This window comes from Planctomyces sp. SH-PL14 (assembly GCF_001610835.1).
Taxonomy (GTDB): domain Bacteria; phylum Planctomycetota; class Planctomycetia; order Planctomycetales; family Planctomycetaceae; genus Planctomyces_A.
Genome location: NZ_CP011270.1, coordinates 8012042 through 8035205, shown reverse-complemented (window position 1 = coordinate 8035205; position 23164 = coordinate 8012042). Strand labels below are relative to the sequence as shown.

Sequence of the window (23164 nt, the reverse complement as noted above, 5' to 3'; positions counted from 1 at the left end):
AACCCTCGTCAGCCATCGTCGTTTGCGGCATGCGTGAGCGCGATCGGCCACGGTAGCACAGAGGCTCGCGCGGTGCATCCGCGGTGATTCACCTCCGGCGCGTGGTGTTCGAACGCGGCACGGCGCCGAGGAGGCACCGCTTCACTCCGGTTCCCGTCCCCCGGCGTCCCGTTGCAGCGCGGTCCGGGAACGGAGTGCGACCAGTCCGACTCCGACGACGGCGGCGGGCAGGACCAGCGCCGCCAGCTCGCGGGGGCTGGGGGGCGCGGAGCGGACTCCCTTCGGCCGGTGCTCGCCAACGACCGACATCGCGAGCACCGTCATCGGTGCGGAAAGAAAGAAGACGATTCCGAGAGCGGAGATCAGTCGATGCTTCCCAGGCGGGGCAAACGTCGCAAACGCCCCCCACCCGGCCGTGGCGGCCACGAACCGGGCGGGGGCCAGACTCCGGTCGATGTCCAACGCCAGGCCACCGCCATTGGAGTCCCAGAACCACCACGGGCCGTTCGGCGCCAGGAGCAGCGCGTAGGCGACCAGAAACCCGCCGAGAGCGGCGACGATCGCGGCGATCAGCCCTTTCGTCATCTGGAGGGGAGCCAGCGGGCGTCTCATGGACTTGGCTCCCGCGGCGAGATCGCGACCGCCTGGCGTGACCGGGACGGCGTGGCCGGGACTACGGGGACAGGACTACGGGGACAGGACTGCGGCGGAGTCCAAAGGCCCGGGCGGAAGGCCTTGGGCATTCGACTCCGCCGTCGCTGACGAGCCAATGGCCGTCAGTTCCGATCGAAGGAGCGTGGCGCAGGCGAAGGGTTTTCTTCGTTGAGGATCGGCGTCCGCTCCGGCCCCGGATCGGGAACCGGATCGAACGTGTTCGGCGCAAACCGATTGGAGAGGTTGGGAATCGACTCCGGAGGCGCGGCGAGCGCCCGGAGGGCCCACTCGGCGCGGCGGCCGTTCGGCGAACCGAGGTTCTCCCGGGCGATGAGCGTGAGTTCGCGGGTGATGGCTTCCAGGCGTTCCCCCGCCTTCTTCTCCGCGGCCGCCCTCAGACGGTCCTGGAGCTGCTTCTGGAGGGTCTCGCGGTCCAGTTGATCGACCTCCGCGCTCTGCAGCTTCTTCAGCAGTTGCCGCATCTCGATCACGGTCAGGTCCCGGAGCGGACGGTCTTCCAGCGCCGGCTCGCCGTCGTTGAGCTTGACGGGCGCCGCGGCATCCAGCGGCACGGCCTCCTGCGCCGTGAGCTGATGGTGCGCGACTCCGGCGGTGATTCCGAGAAACGTCAGTACCCACAGACCCTTTTTCATGACCGGCCCTTCCGTGTGGTGGGAGAACAGAGAATCCCCCACAGCTTACCCACCCGTCTCCTCGCTTGCGAAGGGGGTCGGGGTGGCGGGGTTGAACGGCCGTTGCGGACCAGGGGCAAGGGCCGAAGGAAAACAGCAGGCCCCCTGGCCGCCGGAGGGGCGTCCGTGAGGAACCATCCCGGCGGCCGTCGGCGCCGCCGGCAAACGAGCGGTTCCCGGGCCGCGCGAGGCTGGCTGTCGCGACGCGGGCTTTCACGAACAACCCGGTTGTCCGCCCGAGGGGAAGAATCGGCGAAAAGGTCGCCGGACGGGCGAAAGTGGATCGGTCCCGCTTGCGGTTAACCAGTAGGGCCACTGCCGGTGCCCGGGGCGTTTCTCCGTGGTCGTATGACGGGAGGCAGGCTCATGCGGAACATCACCATCCTGGAAGAGGAGTGGAGCGGTCTGACGCGTCTGGCGTTCGCTCCCATGCGAGGGATCTTTGCTCTTGAGGAACTGGGGGCGGCCGTCATCGGCGCGCTGCTCCGCGACGGTTTGGTGGCCGACGAAGCAGGACTTTACAACGTGACGGAGCTGGGCCGCCGCGTCCTGAAGGCGAACCCCGCCCCCTTTCCGACCGGAGTCCGGATCTGGCTCGAGCCCCGTCCGGACTGACCGGGAACTCTCGTCCTCCTTCTGGATCCTGAACACTTGACGACCTCCGGGAAAACCCGGAGAGTGCCGGGCCCTCCTCGGCCGACCGGAGCGCAACCCCGGTCCGGCGAAGTTCGATCGACGTGAGCTTGGAGCTTCGGAACGTGATTTCATTGCGGACGGAGGAGTATGTGGCCCTTCAGGAGCTGGCGTGGTTCGAATCACGGAGCCTGAGTGACGCGTGGCCGCAGCCGGCCACGGCGGCGGTGACCCTGGTCGATCTGCGGCTGGCGGTCGTCAACGGCAGCGTCCTGACGATCACCCCCTACGGACGACGGGTGGCGAGCGCGCCGGTTCATGACCGGACCGATTCGACGGTCGTCATCCGGGAGAGCGACACGTAGGCCCTCCGGCTCTCCCGGTCGGATCGGAGCCGCCCCCGCCCCCGCCCCCGCCCCCGCCCGTTGCCCGAAGCATTGCCGCGGCCGAGTCCCGACCGAATCGTTTCTGCAAGCGGCGTACGACGGGGTAGCCGACACGGCTGAGCAGGTGGTTCGGGCGGGAAAAGGCGATGATGTCGTACCAGACGGCGTTCGTCCCCCGGTCCCATTCGACCAGGAATCGCTCCTCGCCACTCTCGACGTGGCCGGGCAACGTGCCGTACGTGAAGCCGAACCGGCTGACCGCTCCCTCGTCGCCGATCGTGTAGACGATCCGGCAGGCGTTGACCCACCACAAACCGAGGGCATACCCCATCACGGCGACGACTTCGCCCGGCCGGATCGGCGTGTGCGACGGGGAGGCTTCGACCCAGCCGAGATCAAACTGCTCCCAGCGGCGGAGCGCCGCGGAGGCCGAACGGAAGACCTCTTCCCCCTCTCCCAACCGAATGCGGGTCCGGTCCACGGCGTACCCGGCGGGGGGACTTCCGGCCGTGGCGCCGACCGCCTCGTAGGTGAACGGCAATTCCTTCTGCGCCTCCAGGAAGCGTTTCAGGGCGTCGGCCGAAGGTTTTCGCAATGACAACATGCCGCCTCATCCCGCCGCAGGCCAAGCCCGGGCTTCCGTTCCGGAAGGAGTTCCCACCCCCTCGCGGCATGCTATCCGCAGAACCGGTCGCTCCCTAACCGCAGATCGGACCGGGCCGCTTGCCGCCACCGCGGTGCAGCGGCTTGGCCGTGCGGGGCCGCGGGGATGCTACCCGCCGCAGACGCCTCTACTCCGCCGGCCCCTCCTTCGGGACGAGGGGGCAGGGGCGGTGGGCTCGTTCGACATGGTCCGGCCCGTCGGATTCGAGGAGCTTGGCCCGTTCCTCTCGCTGGCGTCGGGCAAGGAGTTCGTCCGCCTGACGTTCGATCTCCTGCGCCCGCTCTCCCTCCAGCACGTGGGAGGTCATCCGAATCGCCGCGTCCGGTTGTCCGATCGCCTTCACGAGCCGCTTCAGGACTCCCTTCCACATCTGATTCTGCAGGACCCAGGCGAAGGTCTGCTCCGCCAGCCAGTCGGGAAGACTTCCGGCCTTGGCGAAGACCTCGATCTGGAACCGCGTGGGCAAGGCTGCGTCCGGCCTGGTCCCGGGACTCCCGGCGGGTTGCGGGCCTGCCGAGAATCGAACAATCCCTGCCAGCGGATGCCCTTCCACGGTCATGAAGACAATCTCCGTCGACTCGTTGACCTCCACGCGGATCTGGATGTGGCCGCGGACCGGCAGGTGGGCGGTGAAGGTCTGTCCCGGAGCCACCAGGTCCGACGCCCCTGGCTCCGCGCAGAAGTCGATCGGCATGATCTCCGCGACGTCCCTGCGGAACCGCTCCACCGCCTCCTCCGGGCGAACACCGTCCAGATCGGCCCAGAAGACCTTGTTCTGCAGCGAGCCGACGCCGCGGGAAGGGGGAAGCTCCGGCAGTTCGTCGACGAGTCGCCGCAGCCCTTCCTGGACCGGAGTGGGAGGCCGATCGAGCAGGTCGGCGAGCCGCGGGCCCTCCGGCCTCCGGACGAGGTTCTCCTCGAGGAGCATCGTCAGCTGCGACTCGTTGATCGGCGGAGCGACGGAGGTCCGCAGGCCGATCCATCGCAGGACCGTCTGCAGCGCGTCGAGCAGACGCTGCCCGAGCCGGATGAAGAACGCAGGGAGCCAGATCGCGGGGACAGGCCGCCGCGTCAGGTTCTGAAAGTGCTCCAGGAGCTTGTGCGGAGTCAGGATCTCGTCCCCCGCCAGCTCCAGCGTCTTTCCCGCCACCGTCCCGTCTGCGACGCATCGGGTCAGCGCCACGCCGAGATCTTCAAACCAGATCGGCTGGAACCGCTGGTTCCCCCGTCCGACCTGCGGCACCGCGGGATAGGCCCGGACCATCCGCAGGAAGCGGCAGAAGACATCGTCGCCCGGACCGTAGACGTTCCCGGGGCGGACGATGACCCACTCTCGCGAGAACCGGCGGACCTCCTCTTCGGCCTGCCGCTTGGAAACGTGGTAGGGAGAACGGCCCCGGTCCGCTCCCAGGGACGAGACGGCGATCAGCCGCCGGACGCCGGCCCGTTCGGCCTCTTCGACGAGGTGCCGCGTCCCCTCCACATGGATCCGCTCGTAGGTTCGCCCGGGGGGCTCCTCGGCGATGATACCCGCCACGTGGACCACGCAGTCGATCCCCTCCAGCGTCCCGCGGAGCGAGTCCCGCTCGGCGATGTCCGCGTCCAGACCGCGGATCGGAGCGGGCCATTCCGCGCACTCCCGGGAGGCGTGGCGCGACAGCAGGCTCACGTCGTGTCCCGCCTTCAACAACGCTGGAATCAGCCCGCGGCCGATCACGCCCGTTCCGCCGGTGACCAGGACCTTCACGGTGACCTTCCTTGTAAGTCTCGCCCGCCACCGCTGCTCCCGCCGGCGGCGCTCGCTTCCGGCGGGGCGGCCCATGGCCGCCAGTCCGACGCGACCGTCGGCGAGTCCCGGCGATTCCTCCGGGGACGGCGGGAGAACAGGGCTCCCAGGGTCGCTCCCCAGACGACGTGCGCCGCGAACATCATCAGGTTGCGTCGCAGTGACATGCGGTGTGCCGCGGCGCGGAAACCCGCGGCGGGAAGCCAGCCCAGGTAGCTTCCTCCCCAGACCGCACAGCCGAAGCCGATCCCTCGCAGGACGGGCGAGGAGTCCTCCTCCTCAGCCAGAGCCCCGTACAGCATCCCGGCCGCGGCCCCGTATCCGAAGTGGGAGGCGATCGTGAGCAGAACCCGGTCGTCGAGGTCCAGCCGGGAGTGGAGGCCCACCGCCCGGGCCATGTCCATCGCGACCTGGTGCGGCGGCGGGGCGGCGAACTGGTCCGACAGAGGCAAGCGGCTCTGGCACACCGCGATGGCGGCGGTCATCGGAAGGGTGGCGGCCACTCCGGCCGCGGCCCCCGCCAAAGCGTTCGAGAGAGAGTCCTGGGACAAAGCGTTTCTCCTGGTCGAGGGTGGTCGCTTTCCGCGGGTCGGGACCGCCTCCGCGATCACGGCGTCATGACGACCTTGATGCAGCCGTCCGTCTTGTCGCGGAACTTGCGATAGAGCTCCGGCGCCTCGGCGAGCCGGGCGCGGTGCGTGATGATCTCGGACGGATCGATCTCGCCGCTCTCGATCCGTTCCATGAGGGGCTTGAAGTAGCGGTGCACGTGCGTCTGTCCCGTCTTCAGCGTCAGCCCCTTATTCACGAAGGCGCCGAACGGGATCTTGTCCAGGAAGCCGAGATAGACTCCCGGCATCGAGATCGTCCCCCCCTTCCGGCAGCACATCATCGCCTCTCGAACGACGTGCGGCCGGTCGGTCCCCAGGCCGACTTTGGCCTTCGCCGCGTCGACGACGGAGTCGAAGGTCCCCCAGGCGTGCGCCTCGGCTCCGACCGCGTCGATGCAGCGATCCGGCCCGCGGCCCCCGGTCAGCTCCTGCAGCGTGTCGTAGACGCTCACCTTGGAGAAATCGATCGTCTCCGCCCGGCCGAAGGTTTCCGCCAGACGCAGCCGCTCCGGAACGCGATCGATGGCGATGACGCGCTGGGCGCCCAGCATCCAGGCGCTGCGGATGCAGAACTGGCCGACCGGGCCGCATCCCCAGACGGCGACCGTGTCGCCCGGTTCGATCTCGGCGTTCTCGGCCGCCATGTAGCCGGTCGGAAAGATATCGCTCAGGAACAGCACCTTCTCATCGGGGATACCCAGCGGGACCTTCCAGGGGCCGACGTCGGCAAACGGGACGCGGACGTATTCTGCCTGGCCGCCGGCGAAACCTCCGAGCATGTGCGAGTATCCGAAGAGGCCGCTGGGCGAGTGCCCCATCGCCTTCTCGGCCAGCCTGGCGTTCGGATTGGAGTTGTCGCAGCAGGAATAGAGCTCTCGCTGGCAGAAGAAGCAGCTTCCGCAGGCCATCGTGAAGGGGACCACGACCCGGTCTCCCGTGCGGAGGTTCGGCACGCCGGGGCCGACTTCGACGACCTCCCCCATGAACTCGTGGCCCAGGATGTCGCCCGATTCCATCGTCGGCATGTAGCCGTCCAGCAGGTGCAGATCGCTTCCGCAGATGGCGGTCGCCGTCACGCGGATGATCGCGTCGCGAGGGTTCTCGATCCGGGGGTCGGGAACCGTGTCGATTCGAACGTCGTTCTTTCCGTGCCAGCACAAAGCTTTCATTCGAGCGCTCCTGGAAACCGGTGACCGCCGGACCGTCCTCTCCGCGGCACCGGTTCCCGGACCGCAGCATGTCCCGTTCCCCGCGCGGCCGCCCGCGGAGGCCGTGCGTCACGACTTCCCCTCGACCTCCTCGTCCTCGCTCTTTCCCGCCCCGCGGACGTTGAGCACCGCCAGGATGACCTGCAGGCAGACCGTGGCCGGGGCCGACATCGCCCAGCCCCAGACGGCCCACAGGACATTGCTCAAGAGGAAGATCCAGAAGCCGATCGCCCGTCGGCGACCTGAGGTCGACGCCGTCAGATACGCTCCCGAGGCGGTACTCAACATCGCCGGCCACTGGATCCAGTCGAGGGATGGCATGGCTGGCCGGTTACCCGTTCGGCAGGGTCTGGAGTTCCCGGTCCCAATTCCGGTGCTGGCTCGCCTGTTCGACGAACCCCTTCGCCACCTTCTTCGCCGCTCCCTCGGAACCGGTCACGACCGCCGGGTCACCCCCCTCGATCCCCTTCTGCACTCGCGTCCCGTTCAGGAACTCCACGCCGGTCCCCACGGCCGCGATTGCCTTGCAGTGCTTGAACGCCTCCTCGACGAACTCGACCGCGCGGTTATCCGCCCCCAGGACGGCCACCGTGTTCTCTCCCCCCGCAACGCAGACGGCGTCGAACAGGACCGACGCGACGGTCGGCAGGCTGAAATCGACCGGAAGCGCGTCCCCCTCGGCGCTCGCCACCGTCCCGCCGTGCGGCGCGACGATCTTGGCCATCCCCCCCGCGGACTCGATCGCCTGGCGGAGCGCCTGAACGTCCGCCGCTTCGAAACCGTCGGCGACGAGGATCGCGACCTTGGCGGTCTCCATTCCCGGCTTGGCCGAGCGAACGATGCTGAGCGGTGGCGAGTCGTGCGGGGTGCCGGTGAACTTCTTCGGCTGGAGCCGCCGGGGGTCGGTGTCGGCCCCGACGTTGGCGTTCAGCGGGCCGTCGATCTTCTTCGGGACCTTGAGCCCCAGGCCGGTCGCGACGTCGTTCGCCAGGCCGTCGTCGATCTGCGACAGGACGTAGACCATCCGCGTCCGGACCGCCTCGCTCTCGCACTTGCCGAGCTCGAACCGCAGGGCGTTGACGATGTGTCGCTGCTCGATCTCCGACTGGCTGTGGAAGAACATCGCCGCCTGTGTGAAGTGGTCGGTGAAGCTCGGGCTGCGGGCCCGGACCTTCGCCGCGGCGATCCGCTCGGGGTACGAGGTAAAGCCCCCTTCCGCCGCGGTCGCCTGCCGCGGGGCCCCGTCGGCCAGCGTGTTCGGGTCGTAGGCGGTCCGGCCGCGGTTGATCATCTGCCGCATGACGCCATCCCGTTGGTTGTTGTGCAGCGGGGCGATCGGGCGGTTGATCGGGATCTCATGGAAGTTGGGGCCGCCGAGCCGGATGAGCTGCGTGTCCGTGTAGGAGAAGAGCCGCCCCTGCAGGAGCGGGTCGTTCGTGAAGTCGATCCCCGGCACGACGTGCCCGATATGGAACGCGACCTGTTCCACCTCGGCAAAGAAGTTGTCCGGGTTCCGGTCCAGGACGAGCTTCCCGATCGGCGTCACCGGGACCAGCTCCTCGGGGATGATCTTCGTCGGGTCGAGGAGGTCGAAGTCGAACTTCCGCTCGTCTTCTTCAGGGACGATCTGGATCCCCACCTCCCACTCGGGAAAGTTCCCGGTCTCGATCGCTTCCCACAGGTCGCGGCGGTGAAAATCGGGGTCGGCCCCGGAGATCCGCAGGGCCTCGTCCCACAGGACCGACTTGAGCCCCAGGGCCGGCTTGAGGTGCCACTTGACGAAGTGCGACTTCCCGTCGGCGTTCACCAGCCGGAAGGTATGGACGCCGAAGCCCTCCATCATCCGCAGGCTGCGGGGAATGGCCCGGTCCGACATGACCCACATGATCATGTGGGCCGATTCCGGGGTCAGGGAGATGAAGTCCCAGAACGTGTCGTGAGCGCTCGCCGCCTGCGGGATCTCGTTGTGCGGCTCGGGCTTCACCGCGTGGATCAGGTCGGGGAACTTCATCGCGTCCTGGATGAAGAACACCGGCATGTTGTTCCCGACGAGGTCGAAGTTCCCCTCCTCCGTATAGAACTTGATCGCGAAGCCCCGGACGTCGCGGGCCAGATCGCTCGATCCACGGGACCCGGCGACCGTCGAGAACCGCACGAAGACCGGCGTCCGCTTTCCGGGCTCCTGCAGGAAGGCGGCCCGGCTGTAGTCCGACAGCGACTCGCTGAGTTCGAAGTAGCCGTGGGCTCCGCTGCCGCGGGCGTGGACCACCCGTTCGGGAATCCGCTCGTGGTCGAAGTGCGTGATCTTCTCCCGGAGCAGGAAATCTTCCAGCAGGGTCGGTCCGCGGTCGCCCGCCTTCAGGGAGTTGTGATCGTCATTGATCGGGACCCCTTGGTTGCTCGTGAGACGCTCCCCCGTTCCCACTTCGACGTCCCCCTCCAGGTCCTCAATCTTGGCTGACTTCCGGGACTTGGAACTCGAATCACCACGAGAAGACCGTTTGGCCATCGGAGACTCCAGGGGCAGTTTCATCGCGAGCACTGCGCGGCGGCAGCTTCCCCGGCGGCCCGATGCACAATCGATGCCCGCGAATCCGCTTCGTCGATCGGAGGTCCCGGGCCCCGGAAAACCAGACACCCCCCTGGCCGCCGGAGGCGCTTCGGCGAGGAACGATCGCGGCCGTCAGCGGCATTGCAGGCAAGCGGTCCCGTGATCGAAAATGCCTTTGATCGATGGTGGGCTTCTGGGGCGAGACGGGGTCAGAACATGGGAAAGTGGCGAGAGGCGTTCCAGCACGGCCGGCCATCCCCTTTGGACGTCGAGTTCGGCTTTGAGTACACGTTCGGCCCTCCGGCGAGCGAGGAGCAGCTCGACCACGCCGAAGCGGAACTCGGCCAGCGGCTGCCGCGGGAGGTCCGGGAGCTGCTGTCCGAGTTCAACGGGGTGTGGGTCACCAGCGAGGAGAGCCGCAGTCACGCCGATGATCCGGACGTCGCCAGCGATCCCGACATCGCCTACCTCGACGTAGAGCACATGGCTGTTCACGTCCCCCGCTACTTCCGCACGTGCGGCAACCCGCTTCCCCCCGAGTCGGACCTGCGGAAGGTCGTCTTCTTCTACCAGGAGAACGGCTTCGCCGATGTGTACGGCGTCTGTGCGGAGGACGTCGCCGGCTTCCGGACGGGTGAGGTGGTCAAGCTCGATCACGAGCTGGGCGAGCTGGAAACGGCGTTCCCGACCCTGCTCGATTTCGTCAGGCTCGGCTGTCGGGACTGGGACTGATCGAGCGCGGCGCGGAGGCGGTCAGACGGTCTCCCGCAGGTCGGCGACTTCGCCGATGCGGTCGATCACGGAGGACTCGTCCGCCCGTTCGATCCGGTACTGGTCGGAGTAGCCGGCCGCATCGCGATGCCAGTGGCAGAACATGTTGTGGTAACGGCAGGCCCAGCCGTACTTCGGCAGCACGTCGTGCCGCTTGACGCCGGCGAGGGAGTCCAGGATCGCCTGCTTGTGGGCGGCAATGAGCGACCAGTCGACGCGCCCCTCTTCACGGGCCGCCTCGAGGTAGTTCACGAACCACCACCCGTCGATATCGCGACAGACCGACGTGCCGAACCCGTGCGGCGGGCCCTCCGTCCGCTCCATGGCTCCGGCGACCAGCCGCCGGAGCGGCTCCGCCAGGATCACCCGCGGAACGATCGAGGTCCGCGATTCCAGGTGATAGCACTCCAGCAGCCCCGAGCCGAAGATGATGTCGTCCGTCAGGCACAGCGGTCCCTCGGTCAGGGCCCCGCGGACGAAGAACCCGTTCACCGCCATCCGCAGCTGATACCGCTGGGAACAGGCGATGATGAACCGGGCCGCCATCACGGCCGCGTCCGGTCCCTCGAACGGATAGCCGACGACGAGGTTGTCGCTGAAGAACTTGACCGCCCAGCCGCCCGGCAGGGTCGCGAAGTCCCCGGCCAGGCTCCGCCGGACGTACTCGCGGGCGTCGTTCAGGGCCCCGACGATGCGATCCACGAGCCGCTGCGCATCCGCGGGCACAACGGCGCTCTGGATCGCCTGGGAGAAGCCCATGAGATCAAGGAAACCGACAATCGACGACCGCAGCAGAGGATGCCCGCTGGCGTCGACAAAACCCGGAGTGTTCATGGGGCGGAGGTCTCAAGAGGGGGAAGGACGCAGACGGAGTCAGTCCGGTCCGGAGCCGTCCGCTCGGAAACGGGCCAGCGCCCCGGGGGGCCGCAATCTGGTGCGGGCATGTTCCTCGGAACGAGGGAGAGCGGCAACTCCTGATGAACGTCCCGAGCGGAGGACGAACGGAAAGACTGCGCCGAGCGAAGGCGGGCGTTCAGTCGTTCAGCGTCGCGTGGACCCGGTCCTGTCCGATCAGCAGGCGAAGTTGTTCGGCCATCTCTTCGAGTCTCCGCACAGTCACATCGATCGCAATCGCGACGCTCTCGCCGCTCGAAACCGCCGCCGCGGTCGTCGGGTCAAACCGGAACGTCACACCCGGCTTTCGAAGCCGGACTTCCTCGACTTGGCCATAGGCCGACCGCGACTGGTCGTTCAGTTCGATGTAGACGCGGTCGTGACCGAGGCCGCAATCCTGCGGGTCCGGCTCAAGTGTCCGCTGCAGCAGCAGGTACCGGGTCGTATTGAACTCGTCATCGGCGAAGCCCAGCAGGGCCACGCCGTCCTCGTTCTGCCAGGTGATGCAGGATGCCGTAAACCGCACTGCGATCGTCTCCCAGGCCTTGGACCGTCTCGGGATTCATAGTTTCCCGCCACCGAACGTCTTGTCGAGGGCGTGGAGGTTCTGCGGAACGCACCCGCACTCGTGACAAACTCGTTCTTCTCCGTCCAGCAGGGGCACGACGCGGTCTGCTAAGTCGGCGGCCTCCTGCGCTGGATCAAAGAGGAGCATGTGGAGTTGCTCTGTAGGGAGAACTCGAGGCTCGCTGTCAGTTTTCGGGGGCCGCGCATCACACAGACGGGGACTCCTCGTTGGCGGGAAAGTAGAGATGGCTCGCCAGGGCCGAGGTCAGCCTCACGACTTTGCCATCGCGAAGAAGCTCTGCGAGGGCGTTTCCAAGGGCCTCCAGGGTCCACTCGGGCTGATCGCGACTCTCCGCAAACAGGTTCAGCCGCCAGGCGTCAAATCCATCGATGCGACCGTCGGGACCAAAGTCCATGTCGACCACCACATCCTGCAATTCGAAGAGGCATCCGATTCCATGGAACGAGTAAGTGCGCCCGGATGGCAGAGTTCCCCGGCGGGGGATCGTCCGATTCAACGGCCGGATCTCGACGGACGGGTAGGTTGCGCGAAGTTCCCGGAACGCTTCCGCGACCTCGGCCGAGTATTCACGAATCAGCTGGTGAATATCACGAGGGATCATCCCGTTCTCCCGATCGCATCCGTTCCCCAAGAGACGACATGGTCCAGGTCGCCAAGTCGCACTTTCGGAGGGCCGCTCACATTCGTCGTGTCCGCTCAACAACTGCAGTAGAACCGGCTTTTCTCTGCAACGCGCGGGGGAAGCGGGACGCCGGTGACAATAGACCAGTTCTTCCAGAAGTCGTAGACGTTCTCCGCAATCGCGTGTCGCATCGCCTCGTGATTTCCGAAAAGGAGATCGAACTCCCACTCCTCGGAGGGTTTGACCAGCCTGGACCGCTCCAGCGCGTCCCATCCGCAGACCAGCATCTGCCGGAGACTCTCTTCCGGGTGAATGTACTGCCCGCTCGAGAGAATCCCCCGAATGGCATCGCGCCCCAGCTCGACCAGTTCCTCAGGCGAAATGCGTCGCACGTCCGTGTCGGACGGGAGTGGCGGATTGTGTTCGTGGCAGAACCGCTGGAACCATGCCTTCGCCGCGGGCCACCTCCGCTGACGATCTGCCTCCTCGTGCTCTCCCCGTTCGTCCAGCCAGTCGGCGAAGACCAGACGGAGGGTCGTGTCGTCTTCGTTCTTTGCCAGGGCCTGCAGGAATTCGTCGTACTCGCTCATCGCCGAGCCTCCCTGGCGACTGCGGCGGCGCTCGTGAACGCCGGATGCGTCCAGATGTGCCGCAATCCCGTGACCGTCCCCGGGTAGAGGAACAGCCAGAACCGCTGCCCCGGCTCGACCGCCGCTCCAAGGAACGGATCGACGATGCCGATATTCCGATCGCAGAGGCCGACGCGCTCCAGATCCCCTTCTTCGACCAGCCCGACATGCTGTCCCGGAGTCAGCCGGTCCACCGCCATGACCGGGGCAACGGCGATGTGGATGGCATCCCGCCGCCGGTCTCCATCGACAATCGGTTGGCCAAGCTCGGGGCCCTTCTCCATGGCTTCTGCCTCGTCCTCTCTCGTCCGATAACGGGAATCCGACGGGCCCGGCCCGGCCAGATGTCGCGAACTCACTTCCCAACGTCCGCCGGAGACTGAGCGACACGGAACAGAACGGCCGCGTGCCGCCCAACTCCTTCTCGCGGTTGACACACAGTGTACCGGTCCGGTTCGTCGAAGGCGTTGTTGTCCCGCCGGAGGCCCTTCGCTCCGAACCGTGGAACAGAACCGATGTCCGCTTTGTTGGGCCGGGCATGAGAACTCCCTCACCCCACACCGCTCGCTTTGGAGTCCCCGCGGATTGATTAGGGGGCATCCGGCACGGTGTCCGCGCTTGGACACTCACTCCTTCAGAAATCTCCCGACGAGACAGGCCTCCGGCGGGCAAGGGCATTCTGCCCCCTGCACCCCCTGACCAGGGTGCCCCTGGACCCGGTTCTTTCGTTGGCACGACTCCACCCCCTGATGCACGAGACTCACTAAGATGTCCCTCGCTCGACCGGGAATGTCCCGACCGTCGAGCACCCAAGGAAATGACCACTCGTGCTCGACTACCTCCAACGCATCCTCAACGCCCGCGTCTACGACGTCGCCGTCGAATCCCCCCTCGACCTCGCCGCCAAACTCTCACACCGGCTCGGAAACTCGATCTGGCTCAAACGCGAAGACACCCAGCCCGTCTTCAGCTTCAAGCTCCGCGGCGCCTACAACAAGATGGTCCGCCTCACCCCCGAACAGCGGGAACGCGGCGTCGTCTGTGCCTCCGCCGGGAACCACGCCCAGGGGGTCGCCCTCAGCGCCCGCCGCCTCGGCTGCCGGGCGGTCATTGTCATGCCGGTCACGACCCCCCTCCTCAAGTCCGACGCAGTCCGCACCCTCGGCGGCGAAGTCGTCTTGGCGGGCGAGTCCTACTCCGACGCCTACGCCCACGCCCTCGAACTGGAGCGGCAGCACGGCTACGTCTTCGTCCACCCCTTTGACGACCCGGACGTCATCGCCGGACAGGGGACGATCGGGATGGAGATCCTGCGGCAGCGGCAACGCCCCATCCACGCCGTCTTCATCGCCATCGGCGGCGGCGGCCTGATCTCCGGCGTCGCGGCCTACATCAAGGCCGTCCGGCCGGAGATCCAGGTCATCGGCGTCCAGATGGTCGACTCCGACGCCATGATCCGCTCCGTCCGCGAAGGGAAACGGGTCGAGCTGACCGACGTCGGCCTCTTCTCCGATGGCACCGCGGTCAAACGCGTCGGCGAAGAAACCTTCCGCATGACGCGGGAACTCGTCGACGACTTCGTCACCGTCGATACCGACAGCGTCTGCGCCGCCATCAAGGACGTCTTCGAGGACACCCGCAGCATCCTGGAGCCGGCCGGCGCGTTGAGCGTCGCGGGGCTCAAGAGCTACGTCGCCCGGCACAACCTCGCCGGGAAGGACCTGGTGGCGATCACCTGCGGCGCGAACATGAACTTCGACCGCCTCCGGTTCATCGCCGAGCGGGCCGAGACCGGCGAAGAGCGGGAAGCCCTCCTGGCGGTGACGATCCCCGAAGAGCGGGGCAGCTTCCGCCGCCTCTGCCAGACGATCGGCCAGCGCAGCGTGACCGAGTTCAGCTACCGCATCTCCGACGCCCGCGAGGCCCACGTCCTGGTCGGCCTGACCACCTCGAACCGCGCGGAAGGACTGGCGATCGCCGAAAGCCTTCATCAGGAAGGGTTCGCCGCGGTCGACCTGGTGGACGACGACTTGTCCAAGGAGCATCTGCGGTACATGGTGGGAGGCCGCAGCGGCCTGGCCCAGGACGAGCGGCTCTTCCGGGTGCAGTTCCCCGAGCGGCCGGGAGCCCTGATGCGATTCCTGTCGCGGATGCATCCGGACTGGAACATCAGCCTGTTCCATTACCGGAACCAGGGGGCGGACTACGGCCGGATCCTGGTGGGGATCCAGGTCCCGGAGAGTGAGAACAAGGAGTTCCAGAGCTTCCTGGACACGCTCGGTTATCCCTGCACCGAAGAAACCAACAACCGCGCCTACCGGCTGTTCCTCCGCTAACCACCAGCGTCCCGCTGGACCGGGTGGCCGTGGAGCGATGGGATTGAGCTAAGGGAGCCGAGTCGGCGAGGACGGTTTACGAGTGAACGTTGGAAGTGGCCCTTGGCCTTCCGGGGGCCGATTTCCAGTTCAACATCGCTGGCTAACCGGGGTCCAGGGGCTGGCCCCTGGTGGGGAGTGCAGAGGGGCAAGGCCCCTTTGCCCGCCGGAGGCCTGGCCGTCGAGAGATGTCTGAAGGAGAGCGTGTCCAAACGCGGGCGCCGTGCCGGATGCCCCCACACCAACCCGCGGGGCTTCCAAAGCCAGCGGAGTATCGTGAGGGAGCCAGGCAGGGTGCGTCGAGGCTTTGCGAAACGCACCATCATTCGTATCGTCCGCGCCGGTCTGGAAGGGGGCAGCGCGTGCGTCACCGAAGCCAAAGCGATCGCCAGAACGCTCCTGGAAAGCCTGTGACGACCGCTTCGTTTTCCCCCATCAAGAGAGGACCTGCTCACCATGGCCGATGACTCCACGGAAATCACCTGGGACGACTTCCTGCGGGTGGAGCTCCGCGTCGGCACCATCACGGCCGTAGAAGAGTTCCCCCAGGCCCGGCGTCCCGCCTACAAGCTCACCATCGACTTCGGCCCGGAGATCGGCCTGCGGAAGTCCTCGGCCCAGATCACCGTCCACTACCGCCCTGAGGAACTCGTCGGCCGGCAGATCCTCGGCGTCGTGAACTTCCCCCGGAAGCAGATCGGCCCCTTCATCTCCGAAGTCCTCGTCACCGGCTTCGCCGACGCCGAGGGAGCCATCGTCCTCGCCCAGCCCGAGCGACCCGTCCCCAACGGGGCGCGACTGGTATGAGATTGCCGGTGTGGGGGCGGGCCAGGGGAACGGGAGCCTTCGCGGATCGGGTCGGCTTTGCCGTTTGTCGCGGTTGTCTTACTTAGCGTGGTCGGGGATCGAAAGATTCTTCCGGACAGCCTTCAATCGGCGAAGTCACCGTAACCTCATTGATTCTGTTGGAGTTAGGTCAACGGTCGTCGTCGCCGCGGCCGGTTTCGGGCCTGCTTCCCTGATTCAGCCCGGAGAATCCGACATGCCGATATCACAGAATGTGGATGAATTCTTCCGGAGGGCGATAGGGGACGCCTCTCCTGACAACCGCTGAGTAACGCGCTCGATCGAATCTGAAGGTGATCTGATGGCAGGAGGCCCGTCTCTTCTTCGCCGCGGTGCGGCCGCAACATGCTGGGCGTCCCTCTTGGCGCTCACGGGGGTCGCCCGGGGAGAGGACCTGTTTCTCTCCGATCCTCCGCTGACGACCGAGGTGTCGCAGCCGGCGGAGACCGAAGCGGCCGTCGACCAGTTGACCAGTCCGTCCGTCGTCTTCGGCCCGGAGTGCTCGCCGGGCTGCTGCGACTCGGCGGACATTGAGAAGACCTTCTGCAGCGTCGCCTGCGACTCGATCTTCGGCGACACCTCCCTGCGGTGCTGGACTCCGCTGACGCTCGACACCTTCTTCAGCGAGGGCTGGGACGAAGCGTGGGTCGGCGGTCCGGCAGGGGAATCCGGACTCACGCCGCGGCATGGGTGGCTGGGGTCCTTCGAGGGGCTCTTCTACCGGTTGTGGCTCGTCAGCGGCGGCTACCAGCACAACCTGAACAAGTCGTTCGGCGGAAACGGATACAACAGCAACTTCACGGCGTTCCTGCCGATCAACCGGCGGTTCGAAGTCTTCTTTGACGCCCCGCTGGTCAACGCCAACGGGACCGACGATCCGACGCAGGGTTATCGCGCCGACTTCGGGGACCTGCGGGTCGCGGGCTCGTTCCTGCTTTCCGAGACCAAGTCCTTCACGCAGCTCATCACGATCGGCGCGACCATTCCGACGGGGACGCCGCTCACCGGCGGCGGCGTGTCGGCCGTCTTTCCCCGGTACTCGTTCTGGAGCAATCCCGGCGGAGCCTGGGTGGTGCGGGGCGGTACCGGGATCAACGTGCCGGTCAATCAGACCACCGCGCAGACCACGTTCAACGGCGACCTGGCGGTCGGCCGCTACCTCACGCAGCACGACGTTCCGCTCGGCGACCTGGTGTTCTATCTGAACTGCAACGTCAGCGTCCCCATTGAAGGGACTGGCCAGGGGAACGTCGGCATCGGTCCGGGGACGCGGTTCCAGATCGCCGGCAACTGGTACTTCCTGCACTACTGGGAATTCCAGGCGGTGCGGAGCAGCCAGCCGTTCGACTACCAGATGCAGACCGCCATCGTCAAAGCGTGGTGATCGGCCCGCCGCCGCTCCCGCTGTCGATCCGCCGACGCAGTCTTCCCGGGTGCGTTGAGGCTTTGCGAAACGCGCCCGCCTTCGTACCGCGGTCCCGTTGCGTTTCAAAGCCTCAACGCACCCGGCGTCATTCTTGTTAATGACTTGTTGGCGCAGGCTATTAAACGAAGCCTCGGACGCGGGGTTATTCTTGTTAATCGACGATACTGGCCCGCCGTGCGACATCGTCCGCCGCAGGAAAGCCGCCTGAGCGAATCCGTCGGCGACGAATCTGCGCGAAATTTCTTGCAGCGGCGAAAAAGCAAATGTACCATCCCGACAGGCTTGCGTGACACTTGGGATTGGCTACGCGATCTGCCCGAAGTTGCCGGGCGGGTGCCGATTGACTTCAGAGTGCATCGAAGGGTGAGAGGCTTCGCGGGCCTGCAGATTCGCAGGCCAAGTGCCCATCTCCGGATCGTCTCGCGATCCGTCGACAGACTTTGTTTCACTTTGCTTACGATGGATGTGTCCCTTGCGGGAATGGGTGATCCGGCAAGCGTGATCGTTCGGTCGACGGGACGTTTGTGCCGGAAACGTCCCGTCTGCCACGCCGCTCTGTTTCTTTGTCGTGCGGCGGAATTCATTCGTTATAGCACATAGAACAACCCGTGAATGGCGTGGGTCTGTGCGATAACGCACAGCCACCTGCCCACAGGGTCGGGTTCGCAGGCTGCAACGGTCCAGCCACGCCTCCACATGGTCAGACGGGTGTGGTCAGACCGTTCGCAGCCTGCGCTACGGAGCGGCCGCAGCGGTCTCTGTGAGTGTCATCGGCCCTGAGGCCGTGTTTCCGCGGAATCGCGGATGGCGTGGATGCTTTCGCCACTGGAGGGGCGCCCGTCTGCAGGGCATCTCCCGTCTGTTGAGCGGCCGGCCCTATCCGGACAGAGGAGGGACCGGCGAGGTCGGGTGGAGCCCGTGCCGCTGGCGATGCGTTCCGCGATCGCGATATCGACAGATCCCATCCCGGCTCCGGGGCGTCTCCCGGATTCGGCGAAACCGATGGAGCGGCTCACGGAGAGCCGGGAGATGCCATCATGACTTTTCGAATGGTTGCCGTTTCGACAATGACGCTGGCCCTCCTGGCCGGTTCGGCGCACGCCCAGCGCCGCGGAGGAGGGGGGGCGGTCAGCAGCGGAGTCCGGGGGGCGATGGTCGGAGGGCTCGCCGGAGGAGAGTCGGGCGCCCAGAAGGGAGCCAAGATCGGCGTCGTCGCGGGGGCGACCCGCACGGTCGTCCAGTCGGCGGAGCAGCGCAACGCCGTCAGTAACGAAACCCAGTCCCGGACGCAGTACCAGACCACGGCGCAGTACCGCGGCACGCCGCACTCGAACTTCGCCGAGTCCCCGCCGCAGGTCCTGACCCCGGCCGCGGCAGCAAAGAGCGATGACCCGACCGAGACCATCCTCCGCAAGGGGGGCAAGCCCGCTCTCGGGATCACCTTCCCGGCGGGCTGGAACCAGAAGGCCGACGACCGCCACGTCACGGCGGTCACGTCGGACGGCCAGGGCTGGTCGATCGCCGTCCTGCTCGACGGGGTCAAAGACAAGCAGGCCGGGATCGCCAAGGCGAAAGAGGGCCTCGCGAAGTCGCTCCGGGACATCCAGTACGACGAACCGACGGAGACGGAGCGGGGCGCACTGGTCGTGACCGGCACCGGGACGTCGATGAAGTCGGGAGCGGAAGTCGTCTTCGCGGTCGGCGTCTTTGAGTCCGGTCCGGAGCAGATGGCCGGCGCGGCGTTCGTCGTCGATAAGGATGTCGAGGACCACTACAAGGAAATGGTCCGCTTCGTCTGCAGCACGATCCGCGGCGAAAAGGACCTCGCGGACGCGAAGAGCGGGAACTAAGTCTGTGTGTCCCGCCGCGCGGCCGGCAGGCCGATGGCGAGCCCGTCCGGGCCAGTGGGGGCCCGCGGGGAGCCTATCGGGTGGGAGCCCTGCTGGCCGCCTTTGGCCGGCCGGAATCGGGAGCCGGGCGGGGCAGTCCCGCGGTCGTCTCACGGTTCCGCAGTCGTCCCATGGTGTCACACGAGTCTCGTAGGGTGCGGTGAGTCTGGCCGGGTGCGTTGAGGCTTTGTGAAACGCACCGGCATGCGTGCCGCCGTCACGGCACGTTTCAAGACTCAACGCACCCTGCGTCCGTTCTGATACCGGTCGGCGGCAGGTCCGGGCGCTGTTCTCTTTTCCGGGCGGTCCAGATTTGGAAGGCCTCGATCGCTCCATGTCCCGCGGCTTGAACGGGAATTCCAACCATCAAGGTCTGTGTCAGGTCGCCGGCGGCTCCGAAGATCTCGGCAACCGAGACCATGCCCCACAGATAGCTCAAAAGAAACAGGGAGCCCAGCCTCGCCCCCCTCTTGCGGTCTCCGTCACAGATCACGCAGCACACGGCTCGACGGCCCAGAAACAACGCCAGAGGAACCCCGACCAGGATCCCGATGTCCGCGATGATATTCACGGGAACCTCTGAGATCGCCTTCGGCCGGGCGGCATGAGCACAGCTTTGTGTAGCCAAGTTCCCTGGATCAGCAGGGGAGTTCTACGCCTCTCCTCCATGCCCGTGCGGAGCCGTGGGCATCCCACACAACCTTGGTCTTATAATACCACATTATTCATGTCACTTTCAGGGACAGGAAGCATCATTAAGACAGATCGAATTTAAGAGAACCCCGTTGAAGGCGAGGGACAAAACCGCCAAAACGTGCGGCATGTCCCTGATACCAGAACCTCCGCCGCACAGCATGCTCGTGATCAGCCGAGCGACCGGGCAATCTTTCATTGTCGACGACACGATCGTCTTCACGCTGGCCGAGGTTCGGACGATCGGAGCGACGCTGATCCGGAAGCCCCCGGGATCGCTCGGAGTCGCGGTCGACATCGACGTCGACGGCCTCCGGGAAATCGCCCCGGGCATCTCCGCCCGCTATTTCCCGAGTCGCCCCGGCTCGGCCCGGATCGGCGTGGTCGCCGCCACCGCCACAAAGATCCGACGGCTCCCCTCGCCCGTCGCGACGGAAGACTTCCCCCGGCAGTAAGACGAGCGGCCGCTCGTCGAGCTCGACGGGGGGATGGCCAGAGCTCTGTGTGCCTATGTTCTTCGGAGCGGGAGTCGGGAGCTTTGGGGCTTCCGCGTGACCGTGCAAAGCCACGGACATGCTACCGTTTGAGCTACGCCCCGCTGCGGATCATGACCAGGTTGCTCACGCTTTCATGAACTCCTCGCCTTCAACGATAAGGCGTTCCAGCCATTCATCCACGGGCCCCTCCTCGCTGTACCAGTCCCCCGCCTGGGTGTCCCATTCCTGAACGGTCTGGCGGGTTCTGAAGACAAACAACGTGCCGTAACAAGTGACGCCGGTCACGACGTCTGTGCCGCCGTTCCTCGCCTTCCGCCAGGTTGGTGTGAAGGCGTCGATGTACCAGTCCGGGGCCCACTCCAGAGGGCTGACGGGCGTCGCCGGTGACACGCCAAAGAGTGTGGCGAACGGCCCGCCGTTGATGAACAACTCGATGCCGTTTGTACTCGACAGCATCGCTTCACAGAAACTCGGGAGAGCGCCGACTCGGCTCGTGGCTCGCTCAAGACACGTCGCGATCGCTGACGGCTGGAATTGATGAACGCCAGCGGGGTGGGCTCTCAGTCGTGCTTCGAATGATGTCCAGTCGGCATTCATCCTGCTTCCTCAATGACTCCTCGATGGCGTTTACGATCTCCTCGCTCCGGAGGACGGGATCTGTGGTGCGACTCGCGGAATTGTCTCCGTGGTCATGTCGGTTTCCCAGCTCGGCCATCAACGGTTAGCTCGAACAGGGGTCCGCTCTGTATCGCGGGCGTTGAGGACTCCCTCACACCAGGCCGCTCGCTCTGGAGTCCGCGCGGGTTGGTGGGGGGGCATACGGCACGGTGTCCGCACTTGGACACTCGCTCCTTCAGATAGGTCGAGACGAGACGGGCCTCCGGCGGGCAAGGGGGTGTGACCCCCTTGCATCCCCCACCAGGGTGCCCCTGGACCCGGCCAGCAACTGTTGCTTGGCCCGCTGTGCTCAAATGGCTTGGAACTTGCACCGGCAACACCCTCTCACCCGACATCGCGCCGCGCATCGAGAGCATCCGTGCCCCCCCAATCCTTCGACATCATCGTCCTCGGAACAGGACCCGCCGCCGGACAAGTCGCCGCACGCTCCGCCGAAGCCGGCCGCTCCGTCGCCATGATCGAACCCCACGGCGTCGGCGGCAACTGCGCCCTCCGCGGCTGCAATCCCAAAAAAGTCCTCGTCCACGCCGCTGCCCTCCAGGACGCCGTCCAGCGCAACCAGTCCCGACTGATCGATGTCGAAGCAGGCCGCATCCCCTGGCCCCGCCTCATCGACTTCACCCGGGAGTTCGTCCAGCCCGTCTCCCCCCGCGCCCTCTCCAAGTTCACCTCCAAAGGAATCCACGTCCTCGAAGAGACCGCCCGCTTCCTCGGACCAACCACCATCGCCGCCGGAGACCACCGACTCCAGGCCCCGGCCATCGTCGTCGCGACCGGCGCCGAACCCGCCCCGCTCACGTTCCCCGGAGCCGAACTCGTCACCTCCAGCGACGACTTCCTGACCGTCCCGCAGCTTCCCCCCCGCGTCCTCTTCCTGGGGGGCGGATACATCTCCTTCGAGTTCGCCCACGTCGCCGCCCGGGCCGGCGCCCGCGTCACCATCGTCCATCGCGGCGAGCGGCCGCTGAAGAGCTTCGAACCCGACCTCGTCGATCGCCTCGTCGCCCACACCCGCTCGATCGGCATCGCCGTGGAACTCGACACGGAGCCGAAAGGCCTCCACCGCGACAGCGACGGCGCGCTGCTCCTCACGGCCCGTCGCGGTCGCAAAGCCGAACCGAATCAGACTGTCCCGTATCAGACTGTCCCGTATCAGACGGTCTCATATCAGGCAGACCTCATCGTCCACGGCGCGGGCCGAACCCCCGCCTTGCGGGATCTCGACCTCGAAGCGGCCGGCGTCGAGTCCGAAGCGGAGGGAATCACGGTGACCGACGCGCTGCGGAGCGTCTCCAACCCGCACGTCTTCGCCGCCGGCGACTGCGCGGCGACAGGCCAGCCGAAGCTCACTCCCGTCGCGGATGAACAGGGAGCCGCGATCGCCCGGACTCTCATCGACGGCCGGGACAGCCGGCCCCACTACGGGCCGGTGCCGCGTGTCGTCTTCACCGTCCCGCCCCTCGCCGCCATCGGCCTGACGGAACACGAGGCCGCCTCCCGTGGACTCTCGTTCGAAGTCCGGACGGACGACTCGACGACTTGGACCACGAACCGCAAAGTGAACGCCGGTGTCGCGGGCTACAAGATCCTCGTCGAGAAGGGGACCGGCCGCATTCTCGGCGCGCACCTCCTCGGCCCCGACGCGGACGAGACGATCAACCTCTTCGCCCTCGCGATGCGGTTCGACCTCACCGCGGACAACCTGCAGTCCACTCAGTACGCGTACCCCACGTTCTCGGCCGACATCCGGAAAATGCTCTCGCATTGAGCCGGCCGCTCAACGGTGTCGGCCGACAGTCTCGCAGGGCGGGCTGAGTCTCGCAGGGTGCGGCGGTCCCGGCCGGCGTACACCCACAAGCTCTGCTGGGATGCCGTCGCGGACGTTGCTACAACTGGAGAAAGACCGGGTGTCGGCAAGGTGAATCCCCGGTATGTCGCCCAGGTTTTGCGTTGCGGTTGGAGCGTCGACGTTGGAGAGTCCCCCGGATCCGACAAATCGGGAGCTGATGGCGGAATCTGAACGGCTCCGCCACCTGTCGTTCGTCCTGCAGCACCGGTTGCGAGAAATGG

The 23164-nt window shown here is 66.5% G+C and carries 24 protein-coding genes; 9 read left to right on the top strand and 15 right to left on the bottom strand.

The features are described 5' to 3' along the window. Positions 1–141 precede the first annotated feature (141 nt). Entirely contained in the window at positions 142–612 is a 471-nt protein-coding gene (locus tag VT03_RS30980; RefSeq protein ID WP_156514892.1) for a hypothetical protein, read from the bottom strand. A gap of 164 nt (positions 613–776) precedes the next feature. Then, positions 777–1307, bottom strand: coding sequence for a hypothetical protein (locus VT03_RS30975; protein ID WP_075096578.1), 531 nt, complete (start codon positions 1305–1307; stop codon positions 777–779). A gap of 405 nt (positions 1308–1712) precedes the next feature. Between VT03_RS30975 and VT03_RS30970 the strand changes: the two genes are divergently transcribed. Then, a complete protein-coding gene (locus VT03_RS30970) occupies positions 1713–1961 on the top strand; it encodes a hypothetical protein (protein WP_075096577.1) in 249 nt (82 codons plus the stop codon). Between the two features lie 143 nt (positions 1962–2104). After that, the gene (locus tag VT03_RS30965) at positions 2105–2344 is read left to right on the top strand and encodes a hypothetical protein (protein WP_156514891.1); all 240 of its coding nucleotides are present in this window, start codon (positions 2105–2107) and stop codon (positions 2342–2344) included. Here the strand turns inward: VT03_RS30965 and VT03_RS30960 are convergent. The 6 genes from VT03_RS30960 to VT03_RS30935 all read right to left on the bottom strand — a co-directional run bounded on the left by VT03_RS30960 (position 2322) and on the right by VT03_RS30935 (position 9143). After that, complete coding sequence (locus VT03_RS30960; protein ID WP_082846667.1) at positions 2322–2969, bottom strand: DUF1990 family protein; 648 nt, start codon at positions 2967–2969, stop codon at positions 2322–2324. The two genes, VT03_RS30965 and VT03_RS30960, sit on opposite strands and share 23 nt — an antisense overlap. 187 nt (positions 2970–3156) lie before the next feature. Then, on the bottom strand, positions 3157–4776 hold the full coding sequence (locus VT03_RS30955) for an NAD-dependent epimerase/dehydratase family protein (RefSeq protein WP_075096575.1): 1620 nt from the start codon (positions 4774–4776) through the stop codon (positions 3157–3159). Beyond that, the gene (locus VT03_RS30950) at positions 4773–5366 is read right to left on the bottom strand and encodes a DUF6789 family protein (protein WP_075096574.1); all 594 of its coding nucleotides are present in this window, start codon (positions 5364–5366) and stop codon (positions 4773–4775) included. The genes VT03_RS30955 and VT03_RS30950 overlap by 4 nt, the downstream gene beginning before the upstream one ends. A gap of 56 nt (positions 5367–5422) precedes the next feature. Further along, positions 5423–6595, bottom strand: coding sequence for a zinc-dependent alcohol dehydrogenase (locus VT03_RS30945; RefSeq protein WP_075096573.1), 1173 nt, complete (start codon positions 6593–6595; stop codon positions 5423–5425). A 108-nt stretch (positions 6596–6703) separates the two neighbouring features. After that, positions 6704–6955 carry a hypothetical protein gene (locus VT03_RS30940; protein ID WP_075096572.1) on the bottom strand — a complete coding sequence of 84 codons (252 nt, stop codon included), beginning with the start codon at positions 6953–6955 and terminating at the stop codon, positions 6704–6706. A 10-nt stretch (positions 6956–6965) separates the two neighbouring features. Then, positions 6966–9143: a catalase gene (locus VT03_RS30935; protein WP_075097388.1), complete on the bottom strand. Its 2178-nt coding sequence runs from the start codon at positions 9141–9143 to the stop codon at positions 6966–6968. A gap of 258 nt (positions 9144–9401) precedes the next feature. On the opposite strand from VT03_RS30935, the gene VT03_RS30930 reads away from it, so the two are divergent. Further along, on the top strand, positions 9402–9917 hold the full coding sequence (locus VT03_RS30930; RefSeq protein WP_156514890.1) for an SMI1/KNR4 family protein: 516 nt from the start codon (positions 9402–9404) through the stop codon (positions 9915–9917). 21 nt (positions 9918–9938) lie between these two features. Here VT03_RS30930 and VT03_RS30925 read toward each other — a convergent pair whose 3' ends face one another. The 5 genes from VT03_RS30925 to VT03_RS34450 all read right to left on the bottom strand — a co-directional run bounded on the left by VT03_RS30925 (position 9939) and on the right by VT03_RS34450 (position 12974). Continuing rightward, positions 9939–10790, bottom strand: a complete 852-nt coding sequence (locus VT03_RS30925; RefSeq protein WP_075096570.1) for a hypothetical protein — start codon at positions 10788–10790, stop codon at positions 9939–9941. A 199-nt stretch (positions 10791–10989) separates the two neighbouring features. Beyond that, entirely contained in the window at positions 10990–11376 is a 387-nt protein-coding gene (locus VT03_RS30920; protein WP_075096569.1) for an Imm10 family immunity protein, read from the bottom strand. 247 nt (positions 11377–11623) lie between these two features. Continuing rightward, complete coding sequence (locus VT03_RS30915; RefSeq protein WP_156514889.1) at positions 11624–12040, bottom strand: DUF6896 domain-containing protein; 417 nt, start codon at positions 12038–12040, stop codon at positions 11624–11626. A gap of 95 nt (positions 12041–12135) precedes the next feature. Continuing rightward, positions 12136–12651: a TIGR02996 domain-containing protein gene (locus VT03_RS34455; protein ID WP_075096567.1), complete on the bottom strand. Its 516-nt coding sequence runs from the start codon at positions 12649–12651 to the stop codon at positions 12136–12138. Next, positions 12648–12974 (bottom strand): hypothetical protein, encoded by a 327-nt coding sequence (locus VT03_RS34450; RefSeq protein ID WP_075096566.1) that lies wholly within the window; start codon positions 12972–12974, stop codon positions 12648–12650. The genes VT03_RS34455 and VT03_RS34450 overlap by 4 nt, the downstream gene beginning before the upstream one ends. 543 nt (positions 12975–13517) lie before the next feature. Here VT03_RS34450 and ilvA point away from each other — a divergent pair. The 4 genes from ilvA to VT03_RS30885 all read left to right on the top strand — a co-directional run bounded on the left by ilvA (position 13518) and on the right by VT03_RS30885 (position 19187). Next, positions 13518–15026: a threonine ammonia-lyase, biosynthetic gene (ilvA, locus tag VT03_RS30900; protein WP_075096565.1), complete on the top strand. Its 1509-nt coding sequence runs from the start codon at positions 13518–13520 to the stop codon at positions 15024–15026. A gap of 495 nt (positions 15027–15521) precedes the next feature. Continuing rightward, on the top strand, positions 15522–15872 hold the full coding sequence (locus VT03_RS30895) for a tRNA-binding protein (protein WP_075096564.1): 351 nt from the start codon (positions 15522–15524) through the stop codon (positions 15870–15872). Positions 15873–16272: 400 nt separating this feature from the next. Continuing rightward, positions 16273–17295, top strand: a complete 1023-nt coding sequence (locus VT03_RS30890; RefSeq protein ID WP_075096563.1) for a hypothetical protein — start codon at positions 16273–16275, stop codon at positions 17293–17295. Positions 17296–18374: 1079 nt separating this feature from the next. Further along, positions 18375–19187, top strand: a complete 813-nt coding sequence (locus VT03_RS30885) for a hypothetical protein (protein WP_156514887.1) — start codon at positions 18375–18377, stop codon at positions 19185–19187. Positions 19188–19455: 268 nt separating this feature from the next. Here VT03_RS30885 and VT03_RS30880 read toward each other — a convergent pair whose 3' ends face one another. Then, the gene (locus VT03_RS30880; RefSeq protein ID WP_075096561.1) at positions 19456–19797 is read right to left on the bottom strand and encodes a hypothetical protein; all 342 of its coding nucleotides are present in this window, start codon (positions 19795–19797) and stop codon (positions 19456–19458) included. 250 nt (positions 19798–20047) lie between these two features. Between VT03_RS30880 and VT03_RS30875 the strand changes: the two genes are divergently transcribed. Continuing rightward, positions 20048–20374, top strand: a complete 327-nt coding sequence (locus tag VT03_RS30875; protein ID WP_156514886.1) for a hypothetical protein — start codon at positions 20048–20050, stop codon at positions 20372–20374. A gap of 165 nt (positions 20375–20539) precedes the next feature. On the opposite strand, the gene VT03_RS30870 is transcribed toward VT03_RS30875, so the two are convergent. Continuing rightward, a complete protein-coding gene (locus VT03_RS30870) occupies positions 20540–21013 on the bottom strand; it encodes a hypothetical protein (protein WP_156514885.1) in 474 nt (157 codons plus the stop codon). 439 nt (positions 21014–21452) lie between these two features. Between VT03_RS30870 and VT03_RS30865 the strand changes: the two genes are divergently transcribed. Next, complete coding sequence (locus VT03_RS30865; RefSeq protein ID WP_075096558.1) at positions 21453–22862, top strand: dihydrolipoyl dehydrogenase family protein; 1410 nt, start codon at positions 21453–21455, stop codon at positions 22860–22862. Positions 22863–23164 lie beyond the last annotated feature (302 nt).

Bases quoted from the DNA above. Each gene is read 5' to 3' on its own strand.
- VT03_RS30980 (WP_156514892.1), bottom strand. From the start codon at position 612: ATGAGACGCCCGCTGGCTCCCCTCCAGATGACGAAAGGGCTGATCGCC.
- VT03_RS30975 (WP_075096578.1), bottom strand. From the start codon at position 1,307: ATGAAAAAGGGTCTGTGGGTACTGACGTTTCTCGGAATCACCGCCGGA.
- VT03_RS30970 (WP_075096577.1), top strand. From the start codon at position 1,713: ATGCGGAACATCACCATCCTGGAAGAGGAGTGGAGCGGTCTGACGCGT.
- VT03_RS30960 (WP_082846667.1), bottom strand. From the start codon at position 2,969: ATGTTGTCATTGCGAAAACCTTCGGCCGACGCCCTGAAACGCTTCCTG.
- VT03_RS30945 (WP_075096573.1), bottom strand. From the start codon at position 6,595: ATGAAAGCTTTGTGCTGGCACGGAAAGAACGACGTTCGAATCGACACG.
- VT03_RS30940 (WP_075096572.1), bottom strand. From the start codon at position 6,955: ATGCCATCCCTCGACTGGATCCAGTGGCCGGCGATGTTGAGTACCGCC.
- VT03_RS30935 (WP_075097388.1), bottom strand. From the start codon at position 9,143: ATGGCCAAACGGTCTTCTCGTGGTGATTCGAGTTCCAAGTCCCGGAAG.
- VT03_RS30930 (WP_156514890.1), top strand. From the start codon at position 9,402: ATGGGAAAGTGGCGAGAGGCGTTCCAGCACGGCCGGCCATCCCCTTTG.
- VT03_RS30925 (WP_075096570.1), bottom strand. From the start codon at position 10,790: ATGAACACTCCGGGTTTTGTCGACGCCAGCGGGCATCCTCTGCTGCGG.
- VT03_RS30915 (WP_156514889.1), bottom strand. From the start codon at position 12,040: ATGATCCCTCGTGATATTCACCAGCTGATTCGTGAATACTCGGCCGAG.
- VT03_RS34455 (WP_075096567.1), bottom strand. From the start codon at position 12,651: ATGAGCGAGTACGACGAATTCCTGCAGGCCCTGGCAAAGAACGAAGAC.
- VT03_RS34450 (WP_075096566.1), bottom strand. From the start codon at position 12,974: ATGGAGAAGGGCCCCGAGCTTGGCCAACCGATTGTCGATGGAGACCGG.
- VT03_RS30895 (WP_075096564.1), top strand. From the start codon at position 15,522: ATGGCCGATGACTCCACGGAAATCACCTGGGACGACTTCCTGCGGGTG.
- VT03_RS30885 (WP_156514887.1), top strand. From the start codon at position 18,375: ATGACTTTTCGAATGGTTGCCGTTTCGACAATGACGCTGGCCCTCCTG.
- VT03_RS30875 (WP_156514886.1), top strand. From the start codon at position 20,048: ATGTCCCTGATACCAGAACCTCCGCCGCACAGCATGCTCGTGATCAGC.
- VT03_RS30870 (WP_156514885.1), bottom strand. From the start codon at position 21,013: ATGAATGCCGACTGGACATCATTCGAAGCACGACTGAGAGCCCACCCC.